This window comes from Legionella steigerwaltii (assembly GCF_001468065.1).
In the GTDB taxonomy this organism is placed as follows: domain Bacteria; phylum Pseudomonadota; class Gammaproteobacteria; order Legionellales; family Legionellaceae; genus Legionella; species Legionella steigerwaltii.
On the sequence record NZ_LNYZ01000001.1, the window covers coordinates 351,855 to 377,918 of the forward strand.

Genomic DNA, 26,064 nt, shown 5'->3' on the forward strand with positions numbered 1-26,064 from the left:
GAACCTAATGGATTAAAAGTCATTATTATCTCTATCTCTATTGTTATCTTTATTTTTGATAATCAATGGTTCAACAAAACTTAATGGGGTAGAGTAGGTCATCGGTATTTTCTCCTCATCAAGTGCTTTTTTAACGCTTGTGAGTACCTCATCAAGTGAACGGCGTTGGTGGTTAGGTTCGGGTTCTGTCCACCAATATATTTCAAAATCAATACCATTAGAGGAAAAAGAAACAACATAAATTTGAATGTACTTATCTTTGGAAACAGTTTCACATTGCTCTACTGCTTTGGTTATGACCGAGCGTGCTTTTTCCAGATCAGCAGCAAAATCAACACTACAACCAATTTTTTCACGTCTTAGTTTTGTATCAGTAAATACGTGTACTACGCTGGTATACATTTTTGAGTTGGGAACAAATACTCGAGTACCATCAGTTTTACGCAGATGAGTATTTTGAATTGAAATACGATGAACATACCCTTGTTGTGAATTGACTTCAATAAAATCTCCAATACCAAAAGGTTCTCTGAACAACAATAAAATTCCTGCAAAAAAATTTTCAAAAATATTTCTGAAAGCCAAACCGACAGCAACAGAGGTCAACCCTAAAGTTGCCATAATATTTGCCGTAGTTACTGAGGGAAATACTATAGCCGAAATAATTAACATTCCTATAAACCAAACTACTATAATGGTCAATTTATCAAAAATTGTTACTAAATTAGTTCGGATTGCCATTCTTGGTAGAAACGAACTGAGTATGCGACTAATTATTTTCGCTAAAAAATAGGTGATAATGGCGAAAAAAATGGCAATAAGTATATTGGGAATTAGCGAAATGAAATTTTGCGCAAATTTATCTAGAGTTTTTAGAATAAGTTGTAAATAGTTCATATTGAATTTCCTTATTCTATTTATTTAATGAATCAGATTAAGATAATAAAATGACTCCAAATTATTCCATCTAATGTTTTTAGTGTAGCAAAAATTGAACAGAAGTAATAATTTCTACTTAGTCATATCTCGAAGTTATAGAATGTGTAGCAACAGTGAGACTGTGAATATCCTGAAAATCCAGATTTTCTGAAGTAAGCCCTCGCTTTCCTTTAATAATTCATATACGATAAATTGATTTATCATATTGTTAATATAAGGAATTATGGCAATACTGCGACGTGATCCCAAATCCAAAGCCTCAAGAAAAGTTTCCATTGCCAGTTTGATTGGAACAACAATTGAATGGTATGACTTTTATCTTTTTGGTACTGCTGCTGCTTTATTTTTCAACACACTTTTTTTTCCTAAGATTAGCCCTGTAGCAGGAATTATGGCTGCATATGCAACCTATGCAGTTGGTTTTTTTGCCAGGCCGTTAGGAGGGCTTATTTTTGGTCACTTTGGGGATAGGTTAAGCAGGAAGAATATGCTTATTATCACTCTTTGTTTGATGGGTACATCTACTTTTTTGATCGGATTACTTCCTACGTATGACAAGATAGGGATATTTGCACCACTTTTACTTGTGATTTTACGATGTACTCAAGGAATAGCTGTTGGGGGTGAGTGGGCTGGGGCAGTAGTAATGTCTGCTGAGGTTAGCCGAGAAAAAGAAAGAGGATTCTATTCAAGTTGGCCAAATGCCGGAGCTCCATTTGGTTTAGTTATTTCCATTGCGGTATTTCTTATTTTTTCTGCACTCCCTAGAGAGCAGTTTCTGGCATGGGGATGGCGTATTCCTTTTTTACTCAGTTTTATTGTAGTTCTTGTTGGACTTTATATTCGTCTACAGATTATGGAGAGTAAAGTTTTTGTAGAAGCAACGAAGAATAAACGTCCTCCCAAAGTTCCAGCATTAGAAATGCTGCGTTCTCATTTTAAAAACTTTCTTCTCGCAATAGGGGCACGTTTAATTGAAAGTTCTTCATTCTATATTTTAACCGTTTTTATCTTAAGTTATGGAACGTTTAATCTGCATTTATCAAAAACACTTCTTCTTTATGCAGTGATGATGGGGGCTATTATTGAAATGCTCCTGATTCCATACTTTGGCATGGTTTCGGATTTAATTGGACGTCGCCCAGTTTATATTTGTGGTGCTTTATTGATGGGGTTGTTTGCATTTCCATTTTTTTGGTTGCTGCAATCAAAAAGCCCACATTTGATCTTTTTTGCTGTAATTTTTGGGATGTGTGGACCTCATGCAATGATGCATGGTGCTCAGGCTGCATTTTATTCCGAGCTCTTTAAAACACGGATTCGTTACAGTGGAACCGCAATTGCTTATCATTTATCAGCAGCATTGTCTGGAGGATTAACCCCATTAATTGCTACCGGTCTTGTAGCGTGGGCACATGATAAAACCTGGCCTGTATCAGTCTATCTAATTATCATGGCAGTGATTACCATCACTAGTGTTTATTTAGCTGCAGAAAAGGCGCAAAAGGATATTTCTTAATCACCTAACTTTTTATTTCCATAGGTTTTGTCGGGCCAAGGCCTGACAAAACCCTTGCTATTTACCCAATCAATTCGTTGTTTGTAATTTATTGGGCAAGCCCAATCATTGTTGGTTCCTTTTTTTAATATATCTGGAGTATTCTGTCAGCCAAGACCCGATCTACACTTGTTCATCTTGCTTATGCTCTTTTTGGAAGTGCCGCCGGGATGCCAGTAAGCAAGATGTAAAAAAAGCTTATAGACGTTTATTAAGCAAATTGATGGTTTGAATTTCCTATACCCATCGAGACAGTCAATTAGAAAATATTTATCTATAATGTATAAATAAAAATCAATCAAGAGATAAATATGTTTCTACGTGTTCGTTGCTACAATCAATATCCTGGATTATATAAAAATTTTGATGCCATGCGAGATGATCTTTCACGACTTAAGAGGATGGGATTTAAGGAAGTTTGGGCGAATCCATTTTATACACCCTGCCAACATAACCCTATTCCTAACATGGAGCATCGAGTTCATAGCCCTTATGCCATGCAAAATGAATCGATCTACCCTCGATATGCTGAGAGTGAAGAAAGCATTATAAAATACACAGAAAGAGCGGAACAACTTGGGTTAACACCGATGTTTGATTTAGTAGCAAGACATGTAGCCATTGATCATCGTTTTGTGAATGGAGATAAGTTTCTACTTGAAAAATACAATATTGATACTAGAACATGGTTTAAACGGCATCCAAATGGAAATTTGGTTATGCATAATATGGATGAAAATTATAATCCATTAAGCAGTAATCCTTGGTGTGATGTTGCTACATTTAACTATGATGACCCTGAGATTCGAAAACAAATTATCGAATATTTTTGGAAACCATTTATCGAACATAATATTGAGCACCTTGGATTTCAAGGAGTGCGTATCGATGCCCCGGCTATGGTAAATAATGATGTATTATTTCAGTTAGCAGACATTGCAAAACGTGCCTGTCAACGAAAGTTTAAGCACGATCCGCTTATTATGGCAGAAACGATAGGTAGAGGCTATATGGAGGAAAACCTTGCCTTGAAAGGCATAGTGACTCATACAATGAATAGTATATTCTGGATGCCGGGGCCTGAAGGTGGATATGGCTATCAATTTGATTTATGGAAGCAAGATGACAATTGGTTTACCCAAAATAAAGGACTACTACAACAAGCTGGACCAACTGTTGGTTTTCCAGGTTCTCATGATGAACCTCGATACGTTCAACAATTAATTGATAAAGGAGTTGTAGACGATGATGTACTTGCAAAACGCATGCGTGAAAAAATTGCCGTAACTGCATTTGGCTCTGATGGCGGTTGGATTTTACAGTATGGCGATGAATTTGGTGCTACCAAACCCATTAATGTTTTTGATCCAACCCCTGTGGAGTATCATCAAAAAGATAGTCTACAACGTTTCGATCTTTCTGATTATATATGCGAAGTTAATACAATCGTTGCACAACTACCCGAACCTCAGTTTCCTGAGTGGGCTCAACGTGTATTTCTTGCGGACCATCCTGATCTGGTGACTTTTATTGTTCATCAAGGGTGGGGCTATACAGGAAGCTCATTTGTTGTCGTAGCTAATACAAACCCATCTCAGCAAATTACATTAACTACAACCGATCTTGAAGAGATAATGCGTGCTAATGGACGAAATGATACAGCGGAAAAACAAGTAGATCCTACAACACTTTATTTATGCGGCGCACTTAGCGCTTCCTCTGGATTACAAAAAGTAACCAATGTTATTACATCCAGTCTTACTACAGGCGCTGAATCCCCTCGCTTTTTTAAACAATATCAGGGAAAAGATCAGCAAAATGGCTCCGACCCAGTTTTTGTAAAAAATAAATGAGTTCCTTTGTTTCGTTTTTGTCATCAAAATCAAAAAACCTTAATGCTTAGATATTGCTACTCAGCTCTTTTATAAACGTATCTATTCTTTTTCTGATTTCTGCTTTTTCTTTAACTTTGATCCTTTTTTCTTTGAAGGATAAACATCAGCTAAAGAAACAGAGGTACCGTGTTCTGAGACGATGCGCGCATGATGTCTTCTTAGCTCCCTGGGTTCTTCAACGCCACAGGAGTGGCAGATTAGGCCAACTTCAAAGGTAAGATTTTTGACATAATGATAAACGCGGACAGCTTTATTTTTGGGGTTTAAACCTCGAACCAGCCATTTATTATGTGTCGTAATCCCCGTAGGGCATGTATTTTTGTGGCATCTCAGAGCTTGTACACAACCCAGCGCAAACATAAATCCACGTGCTGAATTAACAAAATCAGCTCCAACACAGAGGGCCCATGCGACTGTTCCCGGGGTAATTAATTTTCCAGAAGCGATGATTTTAATTCGATCGCGTAAATCGTACTCTACTAATTTATCAACAAGAACTGGGAGACTTTCTGCCAGGGTTAACCCCATATAATCTGCGAGTGTTAAGGGGGCTGCTCCGGTTCCTCCTTCAGCCCCATCTAATGTAATAAAGTCTGGTGCATATTCGATTCCTCGTTTGATGATTTCCTGACATAATTCATCCAACCATTGATAATTACCAAGAACCACCTTAAATCCTGTGGGTTTACCCGTTACTTCCCTGACATGATGAATCAAATTAAGTAATTCAAATGAATTTGAAATCTCAGGAAAACGGTTTGGACTAATGGAGTCTTCATGAGGTTTAATTCCTCGAATTTTGGCAATCTCTTCTGTTACTTTGACAGCAGGTAATATTCCACCTTTCCCTGGTTTTGCACCTTGGCTTAGCTTGATTTCAAACATTTTGACTTGAGGATATGCTGCTGCCTCTTTTAATTTCTCATCAGATAAATTGCCATCTTCATCATGATAGCCATATTTGGCGGTTCCTATCTGAGCAACCAAATCACATTCTCCTGTTAAATGATAGGGTGATAATCCTCCTTCACCAGTATTTAGCCAGCAACCTGCTTTTTTGGCACCATGAGATAGAGCAAGAATTGCATTTTGTGAAATTGATCCATGGCTCATTGCTGAAATATTGATTAATGAGTTCGTTGTGTAGGGATGCCTGCAATGTTGGCCAATCGTAACAGAATGAGCGTTGACCACATCTCTTTTAAGCACGGGAAAAGGGGAGTCAACAAAATATATGGTGTTTAGAGGTCTTCGATCACGAGTTGTGCCAAATCCTATAGTGGTGTCTGTATTTTTGCTTGCTTCGTAAACCCATGTTCGTTCTGTACGATTAAATGGCAGCTCCTCGCGGTCTCGAGCATAAAAATATTGCCTTAAATAGACTCCCAATGACTCAGCAATATAGCGTACATAACCTATGATAGGAAAGTTTCTTAATATGGTGTGTTCTTTTTGAAATACATTCCAAATTGCTAACAAAATGACTAATACGAGTAAACCAGTTAATATCAATCCTAGCAAACTTAAAGAGTGGAAATAATGTTCTTTCATAATTAGCGTCCTAGCTAAAACCTAATCAGAATACACTACAAGAGTATTTTTCAGCAACTATGGTATTCATTGGTAAATATGATCGATCTTTGTAGTAAAAATAAAAATCAAAATGATTTAAAAGTGTTGGTTATTGGCATATAATAGTCATCTTGTTTAAATTAATTAAAGAGATGATATGACAACAAATACGAATGCTCACAATCTTAGTAATGAAAATGAAATCTCAGAATCAGTCACAGAAAATGATCCACAAGTTTTAAAGCCTAATCAAATAATTAAATTATTAAAATCTGAAACCCGCAGAAAGGAAGCAAAAAGCGTTTTTTTATATGCTTTTGCAGATATAGATCCAAAAGCAGTATTGGATTTAATGAGCAAACTGCAAAAGTATCCTATAAATACTCCGGACGAAGTATGCGCAGCAGTAATTCATCAATGGTACCATACGGTTGGAATGGAAAATAAAATTGGATTTGTAATGACTGATAAGGAATATCAGACTTCTAAAGCTGCAAATATTGCTCGTATTATTACATCAGGTTTATCACCACAAAAGAGAGAGCGGTTGAAGGGAAAAGCACTTCTCGATATAGGTGCTGGTGATTGCGCTATGACTTATTTAGTAAGCAGACAACTTCAGATGGAAGGAAATGCAATTGATATTCAATCTGATATTGATTGGGGTGGTGAAAACAGTAGTAAGAAAAAAAGAGAAAATGATTATATGTCACAAATTGATCATCATTATGTCTATGATGGGAGTGATTTACTAGGCGCGCTTAACGGGAAAAAATTTGCAGTTGTGATGTATAATCATTCATTACATCATTTCCCCTCGTTCCAAGCTCAATTTGACAGCTTAAAACAGGCAAGTCAACTTTTAGAGCCAGGAGGAGTTCTCTTTTTATCCGAACATGCGAATTGTTTTGATGATGATATTTTAGATCTCTCCCATATTTTATTAAACCTTAGGTATAGCATTGACAAAAATCAAATTCCTACTCCTGAAGAGGCCATGAAGGCTGTTTCAAAATTTAAATCTGAATATCAATCGCATTATTTTTCTAAAAATATTCTTGATGTGATTATGGGGCAATTGGGATTTACTTTGGTTAAAGAAGATGTTCGTTCTAATACGGACGTAGCTAAAGCAACGTTTTTCTGTTTTGTTAAAAGATCAACTAGAGCAGAATTAACCTATTCACCATACTTCTTTGATATGGATAAAGCAAATAGGCTTCATCACCATATAGAAGATTCAGATCATGATGAATTACCTCAAAGAAGATATTCTGCAGAATCAATTAATTAATATTCTGAGGCCAACTCTAAATGAATAAAACGATTCAGGAAAGGATTCCCTTTACTTGTTAAGATCAATTTTTTAATTAGGGCTTTGCCTGTATTAATTTTTTAAACTTAGGTACAGGCAATGTTCTATTAGTATTATTTAGTGTAGGTAAATGAACGGGTTTCATCCGTTATTAGAGAAGTATCCTTATCAATCGCTTTTAAGGCTTCAGAAGAAATATTTTTATATTCAGGAAATAAATTCGCATAAAAAGTAAGATCCTCGCGTGCCTGCTCGATGGTATTTTTCCTGTATTTCTGAACATATTCTTCATCTTCAAACATAAGAGATTGGCGATCTAAATTGGACAAAACATTCAGCACATTTTGTTGATAGGTTTTAATTAATTCTCCAACATTAGCTCGGTTTGCGAATAAATTTTGATCTGATGAGCTATTGCGAATCGTTGTATCTAATACTACAACAGTTCTATTCCAGTAATCATTATACCGCTCTTCAAATAAAGAATTTTCAAATTTCATAGTAAAAACCTTTTATTAACACGGCTGATAAATATATAGACAAATTATTAAGAAAATATTAAGAAAGCTGATTTCTAAGAGTGACGAAAAAAAGTTGAAGTAACAGGATGTAGGGTGTTGAACCATAAGTTTCAAAATTTATTTTTCTCTTCTAAATGAGCCTTTAGAGGATATTTCGTCCCATAATTCATGAATAAAATCAGTATCTTGTAGTTCATGTATGGTAAGTTCTTGAGGTAATGCAGGATTGAAATTAGCGAAAAGATTTCTTACGGGCTCTCCTTCTACAAGGCCTTCTAAATTAGTTACAAAAGCAACGATTCGATCCTCAGTTAAATTTTCAATAATTGCTTCATTCTTTTTGATAAAATCTGCTACTGCATTAGTCGCTTCTTCTTGGTTTAAACCAATAAAATAATCGCATAAAGGTTCATATAAAGAAGATAACTCGATTACTCTTTCAGGAATGCCCACAATTAATCCACTCTTCCCATTTTCAATTTTCTTATCTTTTAAAAATCCTGTGAATAAGTTTTCAAGAAGAATAGTTCCTCCGTAGGCTACAAGCGGTTTGTTTGTCGATATGTATCTAGCTAATGCCTCAATAGTTACTCTGTCAAAATTACCTCTGGTTGGTAAACCCTTCTCAGGACAACCACCGTGAATCCTATAATAAGGTATATTATGCTCTATTTCTGACGCTAATTGAGTAATACCTTGAGGTTTTGTTTTGAAAAGACTGAATATATTTTTTCCAAAACTCATACCAATACTCCTAAAGACAACATTCTTTAAAAAACAAGAATCAATTAGTGTAAAGCAGGTGCGCAACTAAAGATCGCCTTGATTTAAGTATAGACATTATTTGGCTTTGGAAAAAAGAAATATGTTCATAATGTGGCAATGGGTAAGACATCATCTTATCCTTGTTGCTTGCATATTGACACGATTCGATTATTCTAACTTTGAAAATAATAACAGCTTTGGGAGTTCAATGGATGAAAGCACTTGTTTATTACGGGCCTCAAGTACAGAAATGGGAAGATAAACCAGAGCCTAAAATTTGTTTTCCTACTGATGCAATTGTTCGTATGAAAAAGACCACAATTTGTGGTACGGATTTGCACATCATGAAAGGTAATGTACCCACTGTAGATGGTGGTCGTATCTTAGGACATGAGGGGATAGGGGTAATTGAAGAAATTGGGCCCGGGGTTACGGAGCATCAAGTCGGTGATACAGTGCTGATTAGTTGCATTACTTCATGTGGGAAATGCGCTAATTGTAAAAAAGGAAGCTATGGCCACTGTCTTGGTGGTGGTTGGATGTTAGGGAATACCATAGATGGATGTCAGGCTGAATACGTACGTATTCCTCATGCGGATAACAGTCTGCATCAAGTACCAGCCGATGCTGATGAAGAAGCATTGGTTATGTTAAGTGATATATTGCCGACAGGACTAGAGGTTGGGGTTTTAGAAGGTAAGGTCCAACCGGGTTGTACTCTTGCTATTGTTGGTGCCGGACCAGTTGGTCTTGCGGCACTACTCACAGCACAATTTTATTCTCCAGCGCGCATTTTTGTTATTGATAGAGACCATTACCGTCTCAAAGTGGCTGAGTCTATGGGGGCTACCGATTTAATTGATAACAGTAATGGTACCGCAATTGATGAGCTCATGAAATTAACCCAAGGTATTGGTGTTGATGTGGTGATTGAAGCAATAGGGACGCCCGCTGGATGGGATATCAGTGAAAATAGTGTTGCAGCAGGCGGAAATATTGCGATTCTTGGCGTCCATGGCAAATCAGTGACCCTGCATTTAGAACGCATGTGGAAGAGAAACTTCACCATGACGGCGGGGCTTGTTCATACAACAACGATTCCCATGTTAATGAGGGCGGTTCAATCTGGGCGTATTCAACCAAGGAAATTAATCAGCCACTATCTTGGTTTAAGCGAAATGACTCATGCCTATGAACTTTTTGGTTCTGCAGCGAATCATCAAACTCTAAAAGTCATGATGACTAATGACATTTCAAAAGCACCGATAAAAAAGCGCCACACAGAGTCTGTTGCAACAGTGTAAGGATAATAAAATAAGGAGATGATAATAAATGTCGAAGCGTGTAGCAGTTATTGGCGCAGGACCTTCTGGGCTTGCTCAACTTAGAGCATTCCAGTCAGCACACGGTGCAGATATTCCAGAAGTCGTTTGTTTTGAGAAGCAAGCGGATTGGGGCGGACTTTGGAACTATACTTGGCGTACTGGCTTGGACGAATATGGGGAGCCTGTTCATTGCAGCATGTATCGCTACTTGTGGTCTAACGGGCCAAAGGAATGTTTGGAATTTGCTGACTATACTTTTGAGGAGCATTTTGGCAAAGCAATTCCTTCTTACCCTCCACGTGCAGTGCTTTGGGATTATATTAAGGGACGAGTTGAAAAAACAGTGGCAAGAGATTGGTGTCGATTCAATACGGTAGTTCGTTTGGTCACTTATGATGCGATAAAAGAAACGTTCACTGTTGTTGCAGAAGATCTCGCAGCAAAGAATACTTACTCAGAAGTTTTTGATCATGTGGTTGTTGCGACAGGTCATTTTTCCATACCGAACATGCCTTATTTCGATGGTTTAGATTCCTTTAAGGGGCGAGTGCTTCATGCTCATGATTTTCGTGATGCAGTGGAATTTAAAGACAAAGATATTTTAATTGTTGGTACGAGCTATTCTGCAGAAGATATTGGCTCGCAATGTTGGAAATATGGGTGTAAATCAGTAACAGTTAGTCATAGAACTCAGCCTATGGGATACCACTGGCCTGATAATTGGCAAGAAGTGCCGTTGTTGCAAAAAGTTGAAGATAATATCTGTATCTTTAAAGACGGCACGAAGAAGCGTGTTGATGCAATTATTCTTTGCACTGGCTATTTGCATCATTTCCCCTTTATGACTAATGAGTTGAAGTTGGAAACCAATAATCGTCTTTGGCCTTTAGGTTTATATAAAGGAGTAGTATGGGAAAATAATCCCAAACTATTTTATCTAGGCATGCAGGATCAGTATTACACATTTAATATGTTTGATGCGCAGGCTTGGTATGTTCGTGATGTAATTATGGGACGTATTGCTTTACCTTCTGAAACGGAGATGCGCAAAAATTCAGCGGAATGGCGTGAGCGAGAGCTTGCATTAGCAGATGCTTCTGAGGGAATTTATTTCCAAGGGGCTTATGTAAAGGAATTAATCGCTGCAACGGATTATCCGAAGTTCGATGTGGATGCAGTCGATCAGACTTTTATTGATTGGAAACACCACAAACATGAAAGCATTATGACTTATCGAGATAATGCTTATCGCTCTATAGTAACTGGGACTATGCAGCCAACACATCATACACCCTGGGTTGATGCTTTAGATGATTCGCTCGAGGCTTATTTGCAGATAAGACAGCCGGCTTTAGAGTATGAGAATGAATTAATCAGTTAATTGAGTATCAAATAGATTCTTTCCTGTTTATTTTGTCGGGCTTCGGCCCGACAATTCCTTTGACTAAAGCGCCTTAAAAAATGTTTTTTTATCGTCATGTTTCTAAAAATTAACACTTTGCCGCAGTATAAAAGAGAGATACAATGCGCAAAATTATTGCATTGCTGAGGGTATTATGCCTAGTCCTATTTATGGTGGAAGTTATGTTTATTATTATAATTTTCCAAGCCAGCTTGATTTAGATTTTGTTCCGCTTTCACCTCAAGAGAGATATCCCACAATTACCTCAGAAGAGGATCAATATTCCATTGAAAGCACACGGTTTTCTGAGTATTTAAGTAAAATAAAAATTGAATGTGGTGATAAAATGGCATGGCTGATGAATGCAGTTCCTGCTGCATTGGAATCATTAGAGGATGTGATTTCTCTGAAGCAAATATGTAATTATTTGAATACCAGTGATTTTTGGAAAAAAGATGGCGATTGGCCTGAACAAGTAGATGAGGAGCAGTTAAGATCATTTAACATCGAAGTGGTTAGGAATTGGCTTTTTCAGAACACAGCACGACATTTTTACGAGCAAAACCAAGATACGCTTCCAAGTGTAAATGCATATAAAATGCAACTGGCTATTTATCTAGAACAAATAAAGCAGGGATTATTAGCTCTTGATGCGCTTTATTTGATGAAATCCCACCTAAATAGCTACCTTGTTGGACTTTGGGAAAGTTTTAATCCAGGTAGTAGACTTGATAAATTTAAAGTATTTAATATTTCTGCAATTACAGAAAAGATAGAAGAAAAAGGGTTATTTCCAAACACCATGCAACTTATTATTCATTCTGGTGATTTTGAATATTGGCAACAAGTACATCGCGAGCTGGTACATGAATTAATAATAATAATAAATCGTTCAATTCTTGATGAGTTGAAAAAGAAATGCTCATCACATGGCTTTAAAGTTCCCTTTGAACAATTATATACAACGTATTGGCCCACCTCTAAACGTTTAGACGACTACTCTCCACCATTACGTTCATTACCTGAGATTAATGAGTTCATGGAAAAAGTAGCATTAGCTGAGCAAAAGCGACTCAGAATAATTGAAGAAAAAAGGAAAGAATGGAACGGTTCTCCAGCTGGCTTTGAAGTTGCTATGGAGAGAGCCCAATCTATACTGGGGTCTAGAGATGCAAGTCATGCAGATTTGATGCAAATATTCTCAGAGCAGTTGAAAAAAATTGCTGCCGAAGACGAAGTTGTCGAATCTCTTTCATTAGTTAATAAAAATCCTATAGAGATAGTTACAAAAATACTGCATAAGGAACGTGTTGATGAGGTAGCTACGTTAGCTCCTGTAATCGTTCGCGATATTCAACATGTAATTGAGCATATGCCCGATAAGCCTACATTTGTTGATTACTCGAAGAATGTTCAGGCACTGGATCAATTTGTGGTGGGTGTGCGGTCAGCCTGTAATCGTGCAGCTTTGATCGATCTTTATGATCGTTTGGAGCAAAGTACGAACAAACAAATTGCTGAAAAAATGATTGGCGATTGGGATGTGGTTGGAACTGACATTCGCGACAGTGAACGAATGATGACAGAATCGGATAAACTTCGCATTATTGCTTATGCTCAAGGAAAAATGACAAAACAAGAATACAAAGAAGAAATGTCTAAATTAAATGTAAAACTTGAGCGAGGTGAGATCACCGCTCAAGAAGAAGTAGTCATTAAAATGTTTCCTAAGCTCAAGCGAGCACTCACTCGGTTACCTAAAGAATATTTAGAAGATTTTTCTCTCGTCTTAAAGCGAGCATTTGTACATCAGCAAATTACCCACCCCGAAAAATTTCTCCAAAACCCTCATGAGGCGGCTGTTTTCTCTGCGCTTGGTTTAGACTCTAGCAAAGTTAAGGTGAATAAAGAGCTTGTCCAACAAAAAATCAAACATGTGATTCAAAATGCAGTACTCAATGGCCAGTCAGAACATGAATTCCCTACATTGAAAGAACTGCAACATCAGATTGAACTCATGGCTTTGAGAGAAAAAATTAGTGCTGCTGGTGGTGATCCTTCATTAGCTCCTTTGATTCACAAAGTAACCAGTGCAAGGCAAGAAGTTCTCACAACTGCAACTCATTTGTTAGAACAAGCATATGAGCATTGTAAAAAGGAATTGAATGATGCGAATAAAAATATTTCTCAGCACATAGACAGTTCTTTGAAACAAGCAAAAAGTAGATTATTGCGTACATTAAGTCGCTCGATCGATCAAAAAATTAAAAAAAACCAAGACAGTCTTATTGCATTAACGGATCAATATGAGAAAGTTAAAGAAATGATTTCTCCTCTCAATGATCAGTCTTCAAGTACATTCCATGCAAGTTTGCTAAGCGATGTTAAAAAAGATATTAATTTTTTTAATCAATGGGGCGATCCCATTCAGTATGAAAATATTCAAGGATTTATTGGCGGAATTAGCGAAGTATTAGGAGATGGGGCGTGCCAAGCAAATACCTATAGAGTAATTACTCGAGAAATGACCAGTTTGGGCCGAAATAAAGAACTCTCTGATTCTCAATGGAACGCAGAAGTGAAAATTTCACCACAAGATCGCTATAATCAAGCTTTATATCAAGTAGATGCACGGGATGAAGCGAACAATGGTTTATCAAAAGCAGTATTAAAACGTCTTCATTTAAAGAAAATTCAAGCACTACATAAAGATTTTCATTACGCAGATGAACCTGCTTTGAGTTCTGACTCTATTTATCAAGTACTTTTTCAGGCGGTTAATGAACAACAGAAATCCAAACTCAAAAATTTTGGGATTGTAAAATTATCTATTGGGCATCATGCAACTAAAAAAGACGGAACTCAAGCCGCAGATCAGGAGACCTGGGGGCATGCAATTTATTTGCGTTATGATCCAAAGAAAAAAATTGCCTATTTTTATGATCCGAATCATGGACGAAGTATTAATTTTTACACTTGGAAAAAATTGGAAAGCGATACGGATTTTAAAAAGATGGGTCAGAAAGAGCAGGATGAGACGGTTTTAAATTACATGCTTTTATGCTTTTCGCAAATGATGGTTAATGACTTTAATGACATCAATACCGTCAGATGCTATGAAATGGAAATGGATTTTAGTTTTATTGATAAATTAGTTTCTGCCGGTAATTCGCTCATTGGCGGTCTAAATAATTTCTTTAAAAAGAAAAAAGAACCTGATATTCAAATTGAAAATATGACTGTAAACTTTAAAAGTCCATGATATAACGTAGCTAGCAGTCGGGCCCTGGTCCGACTTTTCTCATGTTTAATGTCGGTTTTGATCTGGATTCAGGTCTCTAAATAAGCAGTGTTTATTTTTACAATAAATCGAAACTTGCAAACTAAAAGTACCATCGCGAAAACGGTGAGAGACATAGCCTAGTAAATGCTCTTGTTTCGTGTCGGATGTTTTGTACAACGAATAACCGATGCCCGCTTGATCGCAACCTTGTTTTTTGGCAATAACCAGTTGTATCTTCTCGCCAGGCAAAATTATATTTAGAATACACCCCGACTCAGGCCACATTCTTGTTTGAGATATGAAATAAAAAAATACTATTACTTAGTAACTCATTTACAGAAATGTTGTATTGAGAGTATTTAGGTGCACTTCAGACTTGATTTATTAATTGCTACGTATTGATGCTTTAAGGGAGGTTAACATATAGTAATTATAGTAATCACATGATGAAGGAAATATTCATATGCGTAATAAATTATTGGTCCTGCTCACAGTAATTGCTCCTATCTCTTGTCATGCAGCCAGTCAGTACCCTTGCGCACCAAACAACACCAAAGAAATAATCCGCGCAATTAAAAATTACATTGTCAAAACGGATATATCGTCACAAGACGTTACTATTTCCGCAAAAAAATGTGTAGGAAACTACGCTTATGCCGAAGTGATCCCAAATAAACCTGTTACAGATAATGCTATGGTTTATTTACATAAAGATAGCAACGGTTGGACAGTTATGAATTGGGGGACAAGTTTTGATGAAACATTCCTAGCTAAATTGCCTAAGGAATTGAGAAAGCCTTAAGTTGTTCCAATTATCAGGGATCTATGGGGCAGGGCTTGTATTCTAATGAAGCAGTAACGATGAACTTGGGTTTATTACTATAGTCCACTTAATCGTGTATATCTGTTGGGATATGAATAGTAAATTAATCCAAATTCTTACCGGGGAGCTACTAAATGTTTGCTATGCGTTTGATGGTTTGTTTTTCTATATCGATATTTTTTTCTACGGTGTGGGCTGGGAATGGAATAAAAAAAGTCAACTTTTATAATATTGAGCTCTCAACATTAAAGAACGCTAAACTGGTTGGACCACTGGATTCCCAACAAGTGATTACGTTTACTGTTTGGCTTAAACTCAAAAATAAAGAGCGGCTCGATCAATTCATAAACGAATTATATGACCCCCAAAGTTTTAAGTACCAAAAATTTTTGACAAAAGAAGAATATGAGGCAAATTATGCTCCCAGTGCAGACGCTGTAAAAGCGGTAGAGAATTATTTCCTCGCACAAGGAATGAACACAAGAAGGGTGTTTACTACGATACAAGTCACTGCAAAAGCAAGTAAGATTGAGGAAGTATTACAGATAAAGCTAAATAATTATTTATATAAAAATAAACTTGTTTATGGTAATGCGTCTGAGCCCAGGATAAATTCTGATATTGCTCAATACATATCAGGGATTAGCGATCTGAGTAATATTGCCTATGGATATCCTAAAATCCATCGCCAATCCCCAGAAGAACTAAAAGCGGTAACAGAATCACAAATTAATAAAAAGACTGAAATATTAAATTTGGTATGGGATTCTTTTGTGCCGCAAGCACTACCGACCACTACTTCTTTGCAAGGCTTTACAGGGCAACAAATGCGGATAGCTTATAATATGAGTGGCATTGCTCCTGTGAATGGCGTAACGCTTGATGGTACAGGACAAACGATCGTTATTATTGATGGTTGTGGGACACAAACCCCGAACCAGATTAGGAATGAGGCAAATGTCTATAATACTGCCAACTCCTTGTCTCAGCTTAGTGCGAGCAACTTCACTGTAGTCGATTATACTGGGTCGCCCTATGTTAAAGGATCTATGGTTTGTGACGATGCTTCTAGCTGGGATGGTGAAATCGCGCTTGACGTAGAAGCGTCGCATACAATGGCGCCAGGTGCCAACATTGTTTTAGTTATGACAAACAATACTAATAATACTCAGGCAGCAACAGCGATCCAAACGATTATTAATAACCAGTTTACTCTAGGCGGCTTTGCCAATGCTTATGTAGTTTCCAACAGTTGGGGTAGTGCTGACGACTTACAAAATGAACCACTGGATGCAACCTTGCAAACTGCTGCGGCAATGGGGTTAAGCATTAACTTTGCAGCAGGGGACTGTGGGGCTCAAACCTATCATAGTTTGTGGCCTTGCAGCAAGGCGAGCAGTGGACTTTCAATAGGGTATCCAGTTAGTTCTACTTATGTTACTGCAGTAGCAGGGACAAGTCTGTTTGTTGATAATAACTATAATTATGCATTTGAATCAGGATGGGGTACCTTCAAGAATGGGACTATTTATTCAGGCAGCATGGGCGGAATTAGTCAGTGGCGTGCTTTTCCATCCTGGCAGGCTCCCATTAGTAATTTTATTGCAGGTGGTTATGGTGTTGTCGGTAATCACAATCGTGCGGCTCCTGACATAGCTATGGATGCAGATTATTATACGGGACTGATTATTTATCAGGGCGGAGTTTTTTTTAAGACAGGTGGAGCAAGTCAGTCTACTCCATTATTTTCAGGCGTACTTACCCTGGTTAACCAAGCTCGTGCACTCTTAAACGGAGGAGCGCAAAAACCAATTGGCTTGGCGGCACCCTATTTTTACACGTTCAATAATCTGTTGATCAATAACAAAGCGATTAATCTCATTACGCCGCCACATCAGATAATAAGTGGTGCTACACCAGTTAACAATGCACCGGCTGGCTCTACTCCACCTAATTCTGCATTTAATATTACCGTTAGTGGCGATATTATTACTTTTAATTGGGATGGTGTACTGAGTATTATTGAGGATCAGTTTTGGAATGATGTTGTTGGTGTCGGTTCTCCAAATCCCCCTAACTTTGTTAGTGTAATGGCGAGTCTGTAAGCTTAAAAGCAAATAGGTTGGATCGTTTTGATCCAACCTATTTAAAGTGCACTGCTCAACTAAGGAAGTTGATTCATTAAGCTTAGAAATCTATGGGGCAGGTAAAACTGGATGGATTAAAATGTATAAAAAATTAAGAAAATGCATAAATTATCTCTCTGTATTGTAAATGCCGGCATTTAGGTTAGTGCTCAATTAACCCCATCTATTTTTAAAACCAAGACACTTATTTGAAACAACTTTATCTATAAAAATGCTAATTTAAGGCTTCGTATGAATTAATGCTATAATAATTATATTGAGCTTACGGAGAGACAATATGCTTGATGGTCATCTTACACCTATTATTTCATTAGTTGCTGGAATTTTAATACTGGTTATGCCTCGATTGTTAAATTACATTGTCGCTATTTATCTGATTATTGCAGGCATACTAGGCTTAGGATTTTTGCATTAAGAAGACTTATAGATCTGAGGGTTATGGGTATATCCATATTTTGGACCACATCTTAGATTTTAATTAATCCATCCTGGGTCGATATGAGTCAAGTTATAAACTTATGTGTTTTTGATACTCCTTCAAATACGCGTTAAATCCGGATACCTTAATATAAATTATCGCCTGCCGGACCTACCTTTTATAGTGAGTACAAGCTGCGTTACTCTGTAAACCAAAAGGTGAAAAAAGTATAAAAAAGATTAATATAACAAATTTATGCTGCAAACCCAGATCAAATAGTGTATAATATCTGACAATTTTTTATCCATTTTAATTTTTATATAAGAGTGCTATGGCTGATTTAAATTTATACAGAAATATTGGTATCTTCGCCCACGTTGATGCAGGAAAAACCACCACTACCGAGCGTATTCTTAAGCTCACTGGTAGAATCCACAAAATAGGCGAAGTTCACGATGGTGAATCAACGACTGATTTCATGGAACAGGAAGCAGAACGCGGTATTACCATCCAGTCAGCAGCAGTAAGTTGCTCTTGGAAAGGTACTCGTTTCAATGTTATCGATACCCCAGGACACGTAGACTTCACTGTAGAAGTATATCGTTCACTGAAAGTGCTCGATGGCGGTATCGGAGTATTCTGTGGTTCTGGTGGCGTCGAGCCTCAGTCAGAAACCAACTGGCGCTATGCGAATAATTCAAAAGTATCTCGTTTGATTTTCGTAAACAAACTTGACCGAATCGGCGCGAACTTCTTGAGAGTGACTGAGCAAATTAAAAAAGTATTGGGTGCACATCCATTAATTATGACTTTGCCCATTGGTTATGAAGACAGCTTCGTAGGTGTTGTCGATGTGTTAACTCGTCAAGCGTATATATGGGACGAATCTGGCCAGCCAGAAAATTACAAAATTACTGATGTGCCTGCTGATATGCATGATGACGTTGAAATGTATCGCGCGCAATTAATTGAAACGGCACTTGAAATGGATGATGAGTTGCTGATGGCTTATTTAGAAGGAGAGGAGCCTTCAATAGAAGAGATTAAGCGTTGTATCCGTAAAGGTACGCTTGAATTAGCCTTCTTCCCAACTTATTGCGGTTCTGCCTTTAAAAACAAAGGGATGCAGCTATTATTGGATGCTGTGGTTGACTATTTACCTGCTCCCCATGAAGTTAATCCACAACCTTTGACCAATGCTGAAGGTGAGCCAAATGGTCAATTTGCTATCGTTTCTCCAGATGAGCCATTCCGTGCCTTGGCATTTAAAATCATGGATGACCGTTTTGGCGCGCTTACGTTCGTACGTATCTATTCAGGAAGACTAAATAAAGGGGATACTATTCTTAACTCCTTTACTGGTAAAACGGAGCGTGTCGGTCGTATGGTTGAGATGCAGGCGAATGAGCGTAATGAATTACAAAGTGCTGAAGCTGGCGATATTATCGCGATTGTAGGCATGAAAAACGTTCGAACCGGCCACACTCTTTGCGATCCTAATCATGAGTGTAACCTAGAAGCGATGGTTTTCCCTGAACCTGTTATCTCCATTGCTGTCGCGCCAAAAGATAAAGGTGCTACAGAAAAAATGGCTATTGCTATTGGTAAGATGGTTGCAGAAGATCCAACGTTTAGAGTAGAAACTGATCAAGATTCAGGTGAAACTATTCTTCGTGGTATGGGTGAATTACATCTTGATATTAAAGTAGATATTCTCAAGCGTACATACGATGTTGAGTTAATAGTAGGTCAGCCACAGGTTGCTTACCGCGAAACGATAACCAAATCGATTCAAGACAGCTATACCCACAAGAAACAATCAGGTGGTGCTGGTCAATACGGTAAGATTGATTACACTATTTCCCCAGGCGAGCCAAATAGCGGATTCACTTTCATCACATCTGTTGTGGGTGGAAATGTCCCTAAAGAATTCTTCCCAGCAATTGAGAAAGGGTTCCGTTCAATGATGGACACAGGTACGTTGGCAGGTTTCCCTGTATTGGATGTTGTAGTGAACCTCACCGATGGTGCTTATCATGCCGTTGACTCTTCAGCGATCGCATTTGAAATTGCTGCAAAAGGGGCTTTCCGTCAATCGATACCAAAAGCTGCTCCACAACTGCTTGAACCAATTATGAAGGTTGACGTTTACAGTACCGAAGAAGATGTCGGGAATGTGATTGGTGACTTGAACCGACGTCGCGGCATGATTTCGGGTCAGGAGCCCAGCGCAGCGGGTGTCCGTATCAAGGCCGATGTTCCTCTTTCAGAAATGTTTGGTTACATCAGTACATTACGTACCCTTACCTCGGGCCGTGGTCAATTCTCTATGGAGTTCTCTCACTATGCTCCTTGTCCAAACAATGTAGCTGAAGCTGTAATTGCCAAAGAAAAAGAAAAGAAAGCTTTAGCTACTGCATAACATAGATAGTAACTTAAAAAAGCCCTGTCAGTTTGTTCTGATGGGGCTTTTTTATTTAAAGCCCAAATAAACCAGGATGGTGGCAATAAAATCATGGCTGTTTCAAAAATAAGACCAAATGCTTAAAATTTAATGGTTCCTTAATAATCAATCTTTATAATTAAAAGTTTGATAAATTATTATTGAGACATAGTGCTAGATTTTTACGTTTGGAATCCACGAAACAAAGACAAAAAGAACATTTATGGGTCATTAAAAGGTATTACAAAATCTGTAGTTCAAGGTGGCAATGTGGGGCATATGAGCCTAGCAGTGACGATTTATGAAAACATGCATGACTTGAATTCACTGGATAAACAATTTAAACAACTTAAATTTCAGCAGGCTATGCCGATTTATGAAACACTCAAAACTGGTGAACAAAAGGGTATTGGTTTTTATCAACGGGGAAGAAAATTAAAAGGTCTTAGTGCTTTCCTGAGTCTATGGCCAGGCGATCAAGGTGTTACAAGATTACGTGCTATTCAAAGTTTCTTCAGAGTTGGAGGAAAAATTAAAGCTGCTTTTAATGAGAAGCTTCAAAGGGATATGTGTGAGGAATGGTCAGAACCTGCTTCTGAGGATGCCTCACATCTAAGCCGTATTATTGAACATCACCGAGGCAACGAATTTGAGCTTTCAGAACTATCACAAAAAAAGCAGGTATTGGATAAAAAGATAGAGGAACTTGAAAAACAAAGAAAAGAAATTCGGTTTGAACTCGAACAAAAAGGACGTTTTCCAAAAACAGCTTTGGAAAAAAAGTTAGAAGCGATGAATGAGAGAAAAAGATTGGGGAAGCGAAATGCCCCTGATGTGTTTAAGCTCCTCTCACAGAAAGATAACAAAAAAGCGGAAGGAGTTTCAATCCAACAAAAGCAAGAATTGGAAAAAGAACTTAAAGCATTAAAATTGGAGTTCCACAATTTATTGTTAAACGCCGGCTTAAATGACGAGATACCTAAAGCTTATGCATATGTAGATGAATATCGTCAATTAACTTCTGAGTTTAATAAGATCAATACTCTTTATGAAGACGCACCTGATAGCAATAAGGTTAGACGTCATCTTTTGCTCTATTTTCAACGATACCCTGATAATGAAAAAGCACAACAGTTATTGGTGTTGCAGTCTCAAATCACTGACAAAATGAACAAGCTACGTGATATTGAGAAAGAGGAGCTTAGAATACATGAACTGTTAACTCGGTATGAAAACATAAAAAAAGAAGTGGAAGAGTTAAATAAAGAAAGAAATGATATTGAACTTGAGATCGAAAATAGAGAGGTTACTGAAGGCTTAAGTCCGGATTATGCGGTGTCACTTCCAACAGGCGAAAGTGGTCAACCTTATTTTATTGATGAAATGGAAGTATTAGAAAAGATGGAAAAAATAATTCATGATCCAAAGTATAAATATGACTTATTCGGTCAAAATTGCGCTCGGGCTGTTAAAGAATGTGTCAAGGCAGGACTTTCACCAGCAACTCGCAAGGCGATTGAAAATTTACCTGATTTTTCGAAACATTTTTTTGATTCCAAATTTTTTGAAACACCGGTATCGGTGATGAAGTGGATTTTTAAATTAAATCATTATCTCGATGAGCTTAATAAGGATCCTAAGCTACGGGCGACAACGGCAAATCATAAGGGCTCCTAATTCAAAGGGCGCTTTATGACATTTTTTTCAGAAGGAAATCGCTAATTGACCAAATCAAAAAATTCTGATCTCTTATCAGAAATGCTACTATTCATTTCAGTTTTTCAAATAAAATAATATCCGTGCCACGGATATGCGATATTTTTTTTGCTGTTGTTGATGTTTCCTGTAGGATTTTTTGTATATCTGAAAATAAATCAAAACCATGATGTTTTAATGGTCGTAATAAAAAATAAGCGTTACCGTTGTTTGCAAGCGAATTTTCTAATGCTCGTATATAACTCTGAAAAGAGCTGTCTAAATAAAATCTACACCGATTTTTAAATTTAGAAGGGGAAAGCATTCCGTGGCCTGGTTGGAAATAGGGTGGATTACTAATAATCAAATCAAATTGACCTTCCCATTTTTTTTCATGTAATTCATCATAATTTAAAAGATGCCAGCGAAATTGTAATTCAGGTCGATTGACACTCGCTATGTTTTGATAAAAATATTCAGTATAAATATCCTGGATCTCAATAAAATCAATCTGACGGATTGCTTGTAGATGCCACGATAGTTCAATTCCAATGACTCCACAGCCCGCGCAGAGATCTAATACTCGCAGTGAACCAAGATCTGGGTGGGATTTCAATTGTGATGCGACAAATCTCGCCAAGTGAATTGAATCAAGACTAAAATGATATTCGCCAGGTTGTTTGTAATTATAAGTAAAATTTAAGTTTAGTTCGTTCTGCATTGTATCAATCATTCTGAAATTATTTTCTGTCAATTATAGCTTTAAAGTATTTTATTCCGTTGCGTGTTTCACCTCTAATCAATTTTTCAAATTTATTTCTAACTCTTAGAGATAGGCAGGTAAATTATGTTTTTCTCTTTGCTCATCAACTATCTTTTTAATTTCTGTATTTAATAAATCTTTATTTGCAATCAGAGCATCAACAGAACGAGAAAAAGAGCAGAATAAAACAAATGCTAGAAACTGACTTAACGTGTTAGAGCAACTCATGAAATCCCTCATTCAGTTGATACGCTATGGCGTTGTCACACTTTTGTATTGTCTTCACCCCAATGATGAACTGAAAGTCCGAAAGGATTGAAGGGCACTCCAGAAGTTCTCTTGACTTTCGACATTTTTATTCAAACTCTCATTGAGAATAGAATATAATTGACTGTGACGAGCTGAGCTACCAATAGACTGATATTCTCTTTTAATTTGATCTTGTGCCTCGACTACTGCATTAAATTTTTCTTGCAGACTTAAACTGTCATCTTCTAATTTACGGATTATTGCGATAGCCATTTGCACTCTTTCATCAGATGTTGACTTAAAAAATCCATATCTAGGGTGTTGACGAGCAACATATTGTTGTAACTGATCAATTACTGTTTGAGGATCAAAGTCTTGTTCGGTTATATTTCGTTTTTTGAGTTCGAATTTGTATTGAGTTAATGAAGCAAACTCTTCCTCCGTGCAATTTAATTTTTTCGGATTGAATTGGGTAAAAATAATTTGACGAAGTTCGTCTGATTGAAATAAATCGACAATTTTTTGCAGTTCTGGAATTGTAAAAACAAACGAATCAAAAGCAATTGTCGATAAAAAGCGTTGATGCGTACTTCCAGGCATCAAAGTCAAGCTTTGTTCAAAGAGCTCTTTTGAGTTAAGAAGAGAGTGAAATTTCTCAATCGCTTTTAATTTATAGCGGTTTTTCGTTTTTTGTAATAGAGAAAGTAGTGCATCGCCATCTTTAATTTCATCTTTAAACTTCAAAAAAAGTTGATCTAATAGATCAGATTGAAACTCATGATTTTTCCAGGCGACATAGTGTGTAGTCCATTCTTTAAAGGAAGTTATGCGACTGCTTATCTCATCAACCATAATACGATGTAGTTCTGCTGCGTCATAGATTAGTAAAGATTGATAAAATGAATCGTAATTATCGGGATTTAACCACTGATATAAATTAGGTTTAACAAATGCTAGAACTTTCTTTCTTTGGTTACTGAAGAGAGAAAGTGCTTTAAGTATATCTCGAGTGTTATCATAGCTGTTGAGCAGTACTGGATATTTATCTTCTAGGGATGCGAACACTTCATCAAGTAACTCAGAGCTTACTGTCTTACTTAACTGCAAAAAATCTTGACACGAAGTAATTGACGGTATTAGCTGGGCTGCATATTTTTTTCTAAAACTACTTTTTGCAGGATCTACAAGGTTGGCCATTAATTTTTGATATTTCGCCTCAGTATTATATTCCTGAACAAGTGCATTAAATTGAACATCAACAATAAGTTGTTGTTGTTCTTTAGAGAAGAAATGGATCAGCTTATCGATTCCCGCTACTGAGGTTAGCTCAGCAAAACGAGGTTGAACAAGTGCTGCTACTTCCTTAAAAAGTTCAGAATTGGCGGTCAAATTGCTGAAATCCTGAAAGCTCTGAATAAACGGTTCTATAAAAGTGGCTGCTGTTACACTATGATATGTTGAACTTTCTCGTATCAGTTGAATCAATTGACCAAGCAAGCCTTCATCATTACCATCCAACATTTGGGGACGATGTGCCAAGACTTCTAATACCTCATCCAACAAAGGACCCAAGGATGGTAACTCTTCTTTCGCTTGCGTTAGCTTCACTTCGATGGGAAGTTTATAGAGGTCTGGATATTGATTGAGGAACTCAAAAAGGCAATTGGAAATTTGATAGGCACAAGGAAAAATGTTTTCTTTTTGTTCTCGCTTAAATTCTTCGTCAGTGAGCGTACAATCCTTATGACGAGCAAATAAAGCCAACAAATAACTCTCAAGAGTAAGTTCTGCACGCCCATAACTTTTCAGAGAAAGTTGGCTAATCGGGGTATTTATTGGATGAGGTAAACAAAGGCCGTTGGGGAGATTTCGCCAAAGTTCATAAAACGTTTTAATTGCTCCTGCGACAACCTCGTTATCTGCCCATTCCTCACTACCTGAATCGGCAACTGATGCTTTTTTAAGTTCTAAAGCTAATTTATATAGAGAAAAACCGATTGAATTGTTATCATATTTCTCGCTGTGTTGTTTCTTCAATACTTGAATAAATGTTTCACTGGCCTTGCCGGCAACCTGCTCTAGATTGAGCATGTCTCTGCCGCCCAATTGATAGACCACTTGATTATCAGCCGGTTGGAAATCAGCAATCACCAGATTGCTATCAACCTTCGCTGTTTGAAAGATTTCCGCTACTGGTATCAGTCTATTATGAGCCTGATTAATAACATAATTCTCAAGTTCAAAATGCCCTTCACTTTCTGTCTCAAATTTAAGTTCAGCACTTTTTCGATTCAAACCAACAAGACCTGGCATTAAAATTTGACATATTGCTTCCTTAGGCCCAGCAATCGCTTCAGCAACTTTAAGACATAACTGATTAGCAGGTAAAAAAGGATGACGGGTATAGGCAAGATTCGATTTTTTCAGATGTGCCCAACGAATTTTTAAATACTTCCTGATAATCATGGAGTCTTTGTCAAGAGAGGATTCTTCATCCCGTGCTTGAATTAATTGAGTAAAGAATGAGAAGGTATAGGCAGCTTCTTGCTGCATAATCTTCAGTGTCTTAGCATCCAAGTTTGGAGAAAAAATTGCCTTTTGACTTTGATAAATATCGAGAAGTTCTTTTAATTGTTTTACTGTAATCATAAAGACTTGTACCAAAAAATAATTTTGTGCAACTATAAATTAATCTGTCCTTTTTTCAATAAAAAGATTTATATTATTGTTATAGTAAGAGTGGGGCGGCCTTGGCCTGACGTATCTTCACCCATTAAAGCTATATATCTCTCATTCAACGTCCCGCGGCTTGTCCGCGGGACGTTGAAGTCTATAGAGTAAACAAATTAAAAAGTGATGATCCCTCAAGGCCGTGAACATACCATTATTGCAGTAATAGCACTCTCTTCTTCTTATATGTATAATAAATTAACTTTCTAATGAACTTTGAC

General features: G+C 37.2%; 18 protein-coding genes. 11 read left to right on the top strand and 7 right to left on the bottom strand.

What is annotated here, in order from left to right:
- Positions 1–12: 12 nt before the first annotated feature.
- Positions 13–897, bottom strand: coding sequence for a mechanosensitive ion channel family protein (locus tag Lstg_RS01510; protein ID WP_058475891.1), 885 nt, complete (start codon positions 895–897; stop codon positions 13–15).
- A 265-nt stretch (positions 898–1,162) separates the two neighbouring features.
- Between Lstg_RS01510 and Lstg_RS01515 the strand changes: the two genes are divergently transcribed.
- Both Lstg_RS01515 and Lstg_RS01520 read left to right on the top strand, forming a co-directional pair.
- Positions 1,163–2,458 (top strand): MFS transporter, encoded by a 1,296-nt coding sequence (locus Lstg_RS01515; protein WP_058475892.1) that lies wholly within the window; start codon positions 1,163–1,165, stop codon positions 2,456–2,458.
- A 350-nt stretch (positions 2,459–2,808) separates the two neighbouring features.
- Entirely contained in the window at positions 2,809–4,350 is a 1,542-nt protein-coding gene (locus Lstg_RS01520) for an alpha-amylase family glycosyl hydrolase (protein ID WP_058475893.1), read from the top strand.
- A gap of 81 nt (positions 4,351–4,431) precedes the next feature.
- Here the strand turns inward: Lstg_RS01520 and Lstg_RS01525 are convergent, their stop codons facing one another.
- Positions 4,432–5,943 (bottom strand): FMN-binding glutamate synthase family protein, encoded by a 1,512-nt coding sequence (locus tag Lstg_RS01525; RefSeq protein ID WP_058475894.1) that lies wholly within the window; start codon positions 5,941–5,943, stop codon positions 4,432–4,434.
- Between the two features lie 178 nt (positions 5,944–6,121).
- Between Lstg_RS01525 and Lstg_RS01530 the strand changes: the two genes are divergently transcribed.
- A complete protein-coding gene (locus Lstg_RS01530; protein WP_058475895.1) occupies positions 6,122–7,258 on the top strand; it encodes a class I SAM-dependent methyltransferase in 1,137 nt (378 codons plus the stop codon).
- A 134-nt stretch (positions 7,259–7,392) separates the two neighbouring features.
- On the opposite strand, the gene Lstg_RS01535 is transcribed toward Lstg_RS01530, so the two are convergent.
- Positions 7,393–7,779 carry a hypothetical protein gene (locus tag Lstg_RS01535; RefSeq protein ID WP_058475896.1) on the bottom strand — a complete coding sequence of 129 codons (387 nt, stop codon included), beginning with the start codon at positions 7,777–7,779 and terminating at the stop codon, positions 7,393–7,395.
- Between the two features lie 138 nt (positions 7,780–7,917).
- Positions 7,918–8,544 (bottom strand): hypothetical protein, encoded by a 627-nt coding sequence (locus Lstg_RS01540; RefSeq protein ID WP_058475897.1) that lies wholly within the window; start codon positions 8,542–8,544, stop codon positions 7,918–7,920.
- A 233-nt stretch (positions 8,545–8,777) separates the two neighbouring features.
- Between Lstg_RS01540 and Lstg_RS01545 the strand changes: the two genes are divergently transcribed.
- From Lstg_RS01545 to Lstg_RS01575, 8 genes are all read left to right on the top strand, one after another.
- Complete coding sequence (locus tag Lstg_RS01545; RefSeq protein ID WP_058475898.1) at positions 8,778–9,869, top strand: zinc-dependent alcohol dehydrogenase family protein; 1,092 nt, start codon at positions 8,778–8,780, stop codon at positions 9,867–9,869.
- 28 nt (positions 9,870–9,897) lie between these two features.
- Positions 9,898–11,271, top strand: a complete 1,374-nt coding sequence (locus tag Lstg_RS01550; RefSeq protein ID WP_058475899.1) for an NAD(P)-binding domain-containing protein — start codon at positions 9,898–9,900, stop codon at positions 11,269–11,271.
- A 175-nt stretch (positions 11,272–11,446) separates the two neighbouring features.
- Positions 11,447–14,554 (top strand): hypothetical protein, encoded by a 3,108-nt coding sequence (locus Lstg_RS01555; protein WP_058475900.1) that lies wholly within the window; start codon positions 11,447–11,449, stop codon positions 14,552–14,554.
- A 484-nt stretch (positions 14,555–15,038) separates the two neighbouring features.
- Positions 15,039–15,377 (top strand): hypothetical protein, encoded by a 339-nt coding sequence (locus Lstg_RS01560; RefSeq protein ID WP_058475901.1) that lies wholly within the window; start codon positions 15,039–15,041, stop codon positions 15,375–15,377.
- A gap of 155 nt (positions 15,378–15,532) precedes the next feature.
- Positions 15,533–17,503, top strand: a complete 1,971-nt coding sequence (locus Lstg_RS01565) for a S53 family peptidase (protein ID WP_058475902.1) — start codon at positions 15,533–15,535, stop codon at positions 17,501–17,503.
- A gap of 319 nt (positions 17,504–17,822) precedes the next feature.
- Entirely contained in the window at positions 17,823–17,960 is a 138-nt protein-coding gene (locus tag Lstg_RS17445; RefSeq protein ID WP_082650774.1) for a DUF3096 domain-containing protein, read from the top strand.
- A 334-nt stretch (positions 17,961–18,294) separates the two neighbouring features.
- Positions 18,295–20,385 carry an elongation factor G gene (gene fusA, locus Lstg_RS01570; RefSeq protein WP_058475903.1) on the top strand — a complete coding sequence of 697 codons (2,091 nt, stop codon included), beginning with the start codon at positions 18,295–18,297 and terminating at the stop codon, positions 20,383–20,385.
- A 192-nt stretch (positions 20,386–20,577) separates the two neighbouring features.
- Entirely contained in the window at positions 20,578–22,083 is a 1,506-nt protein-coding gene (locus Lstg_RS01575) for a coiled-coil domain-containing protein (RefSeq protein WP_058475904.1), read from the top strand.
- A 91-nt stretch (positions 22,084–22,174) separates the two neighbouring features.
- Here the strand turns inward: Lstg_RS01575 and Lstg_RS01580 are convergent, their stop codons facing one another.
- The 3 genes from Lstg_RS01580 to Lstg_RS01585 all read right to left on the bottom strand — a co-directional run bounded on the left by Lstg_RS01580 (position 22,175) and on the right by Lstg_RS01585 (position 25,762).
- Positions 22,175–22,834, bottom strand: a complete 660-nt coding sequence (locus Lstg_RS01580) for a methyltransferase (protein ID WP_058475905.1) — start codon at positions 22,832–22,834, stop codon at positions 22,175–22,177.
- A 93-nt stretch (positions 22,835–22,927) separates the two neighbouring features.
- On the bottom strand, positions 22,928–23,092 hold the full coding sequence (locus Lstg_RS17635) for a hypothetical protein (protein WP_156413864.1): 165 nt from the start codon (positions 23,090–23,092) through the stop codon (positions 22,928–22,930).
- A 54-nt stretch (positions 23,093–23,146) separates the two neighbouring features.
- Positions 23,147–25,762, bottom strand: a complete 2,616-nt coding sequence (locus Lstg_RS01585; RefSeq protein WP_058475906.1) for a hypothetical protein — start codon at positions 25,760–25,762, stop codon at positions 23,147–23,149.
- Between the last annotated feature and the right edge of the window lie 302 nt (positions 25,763–26,064).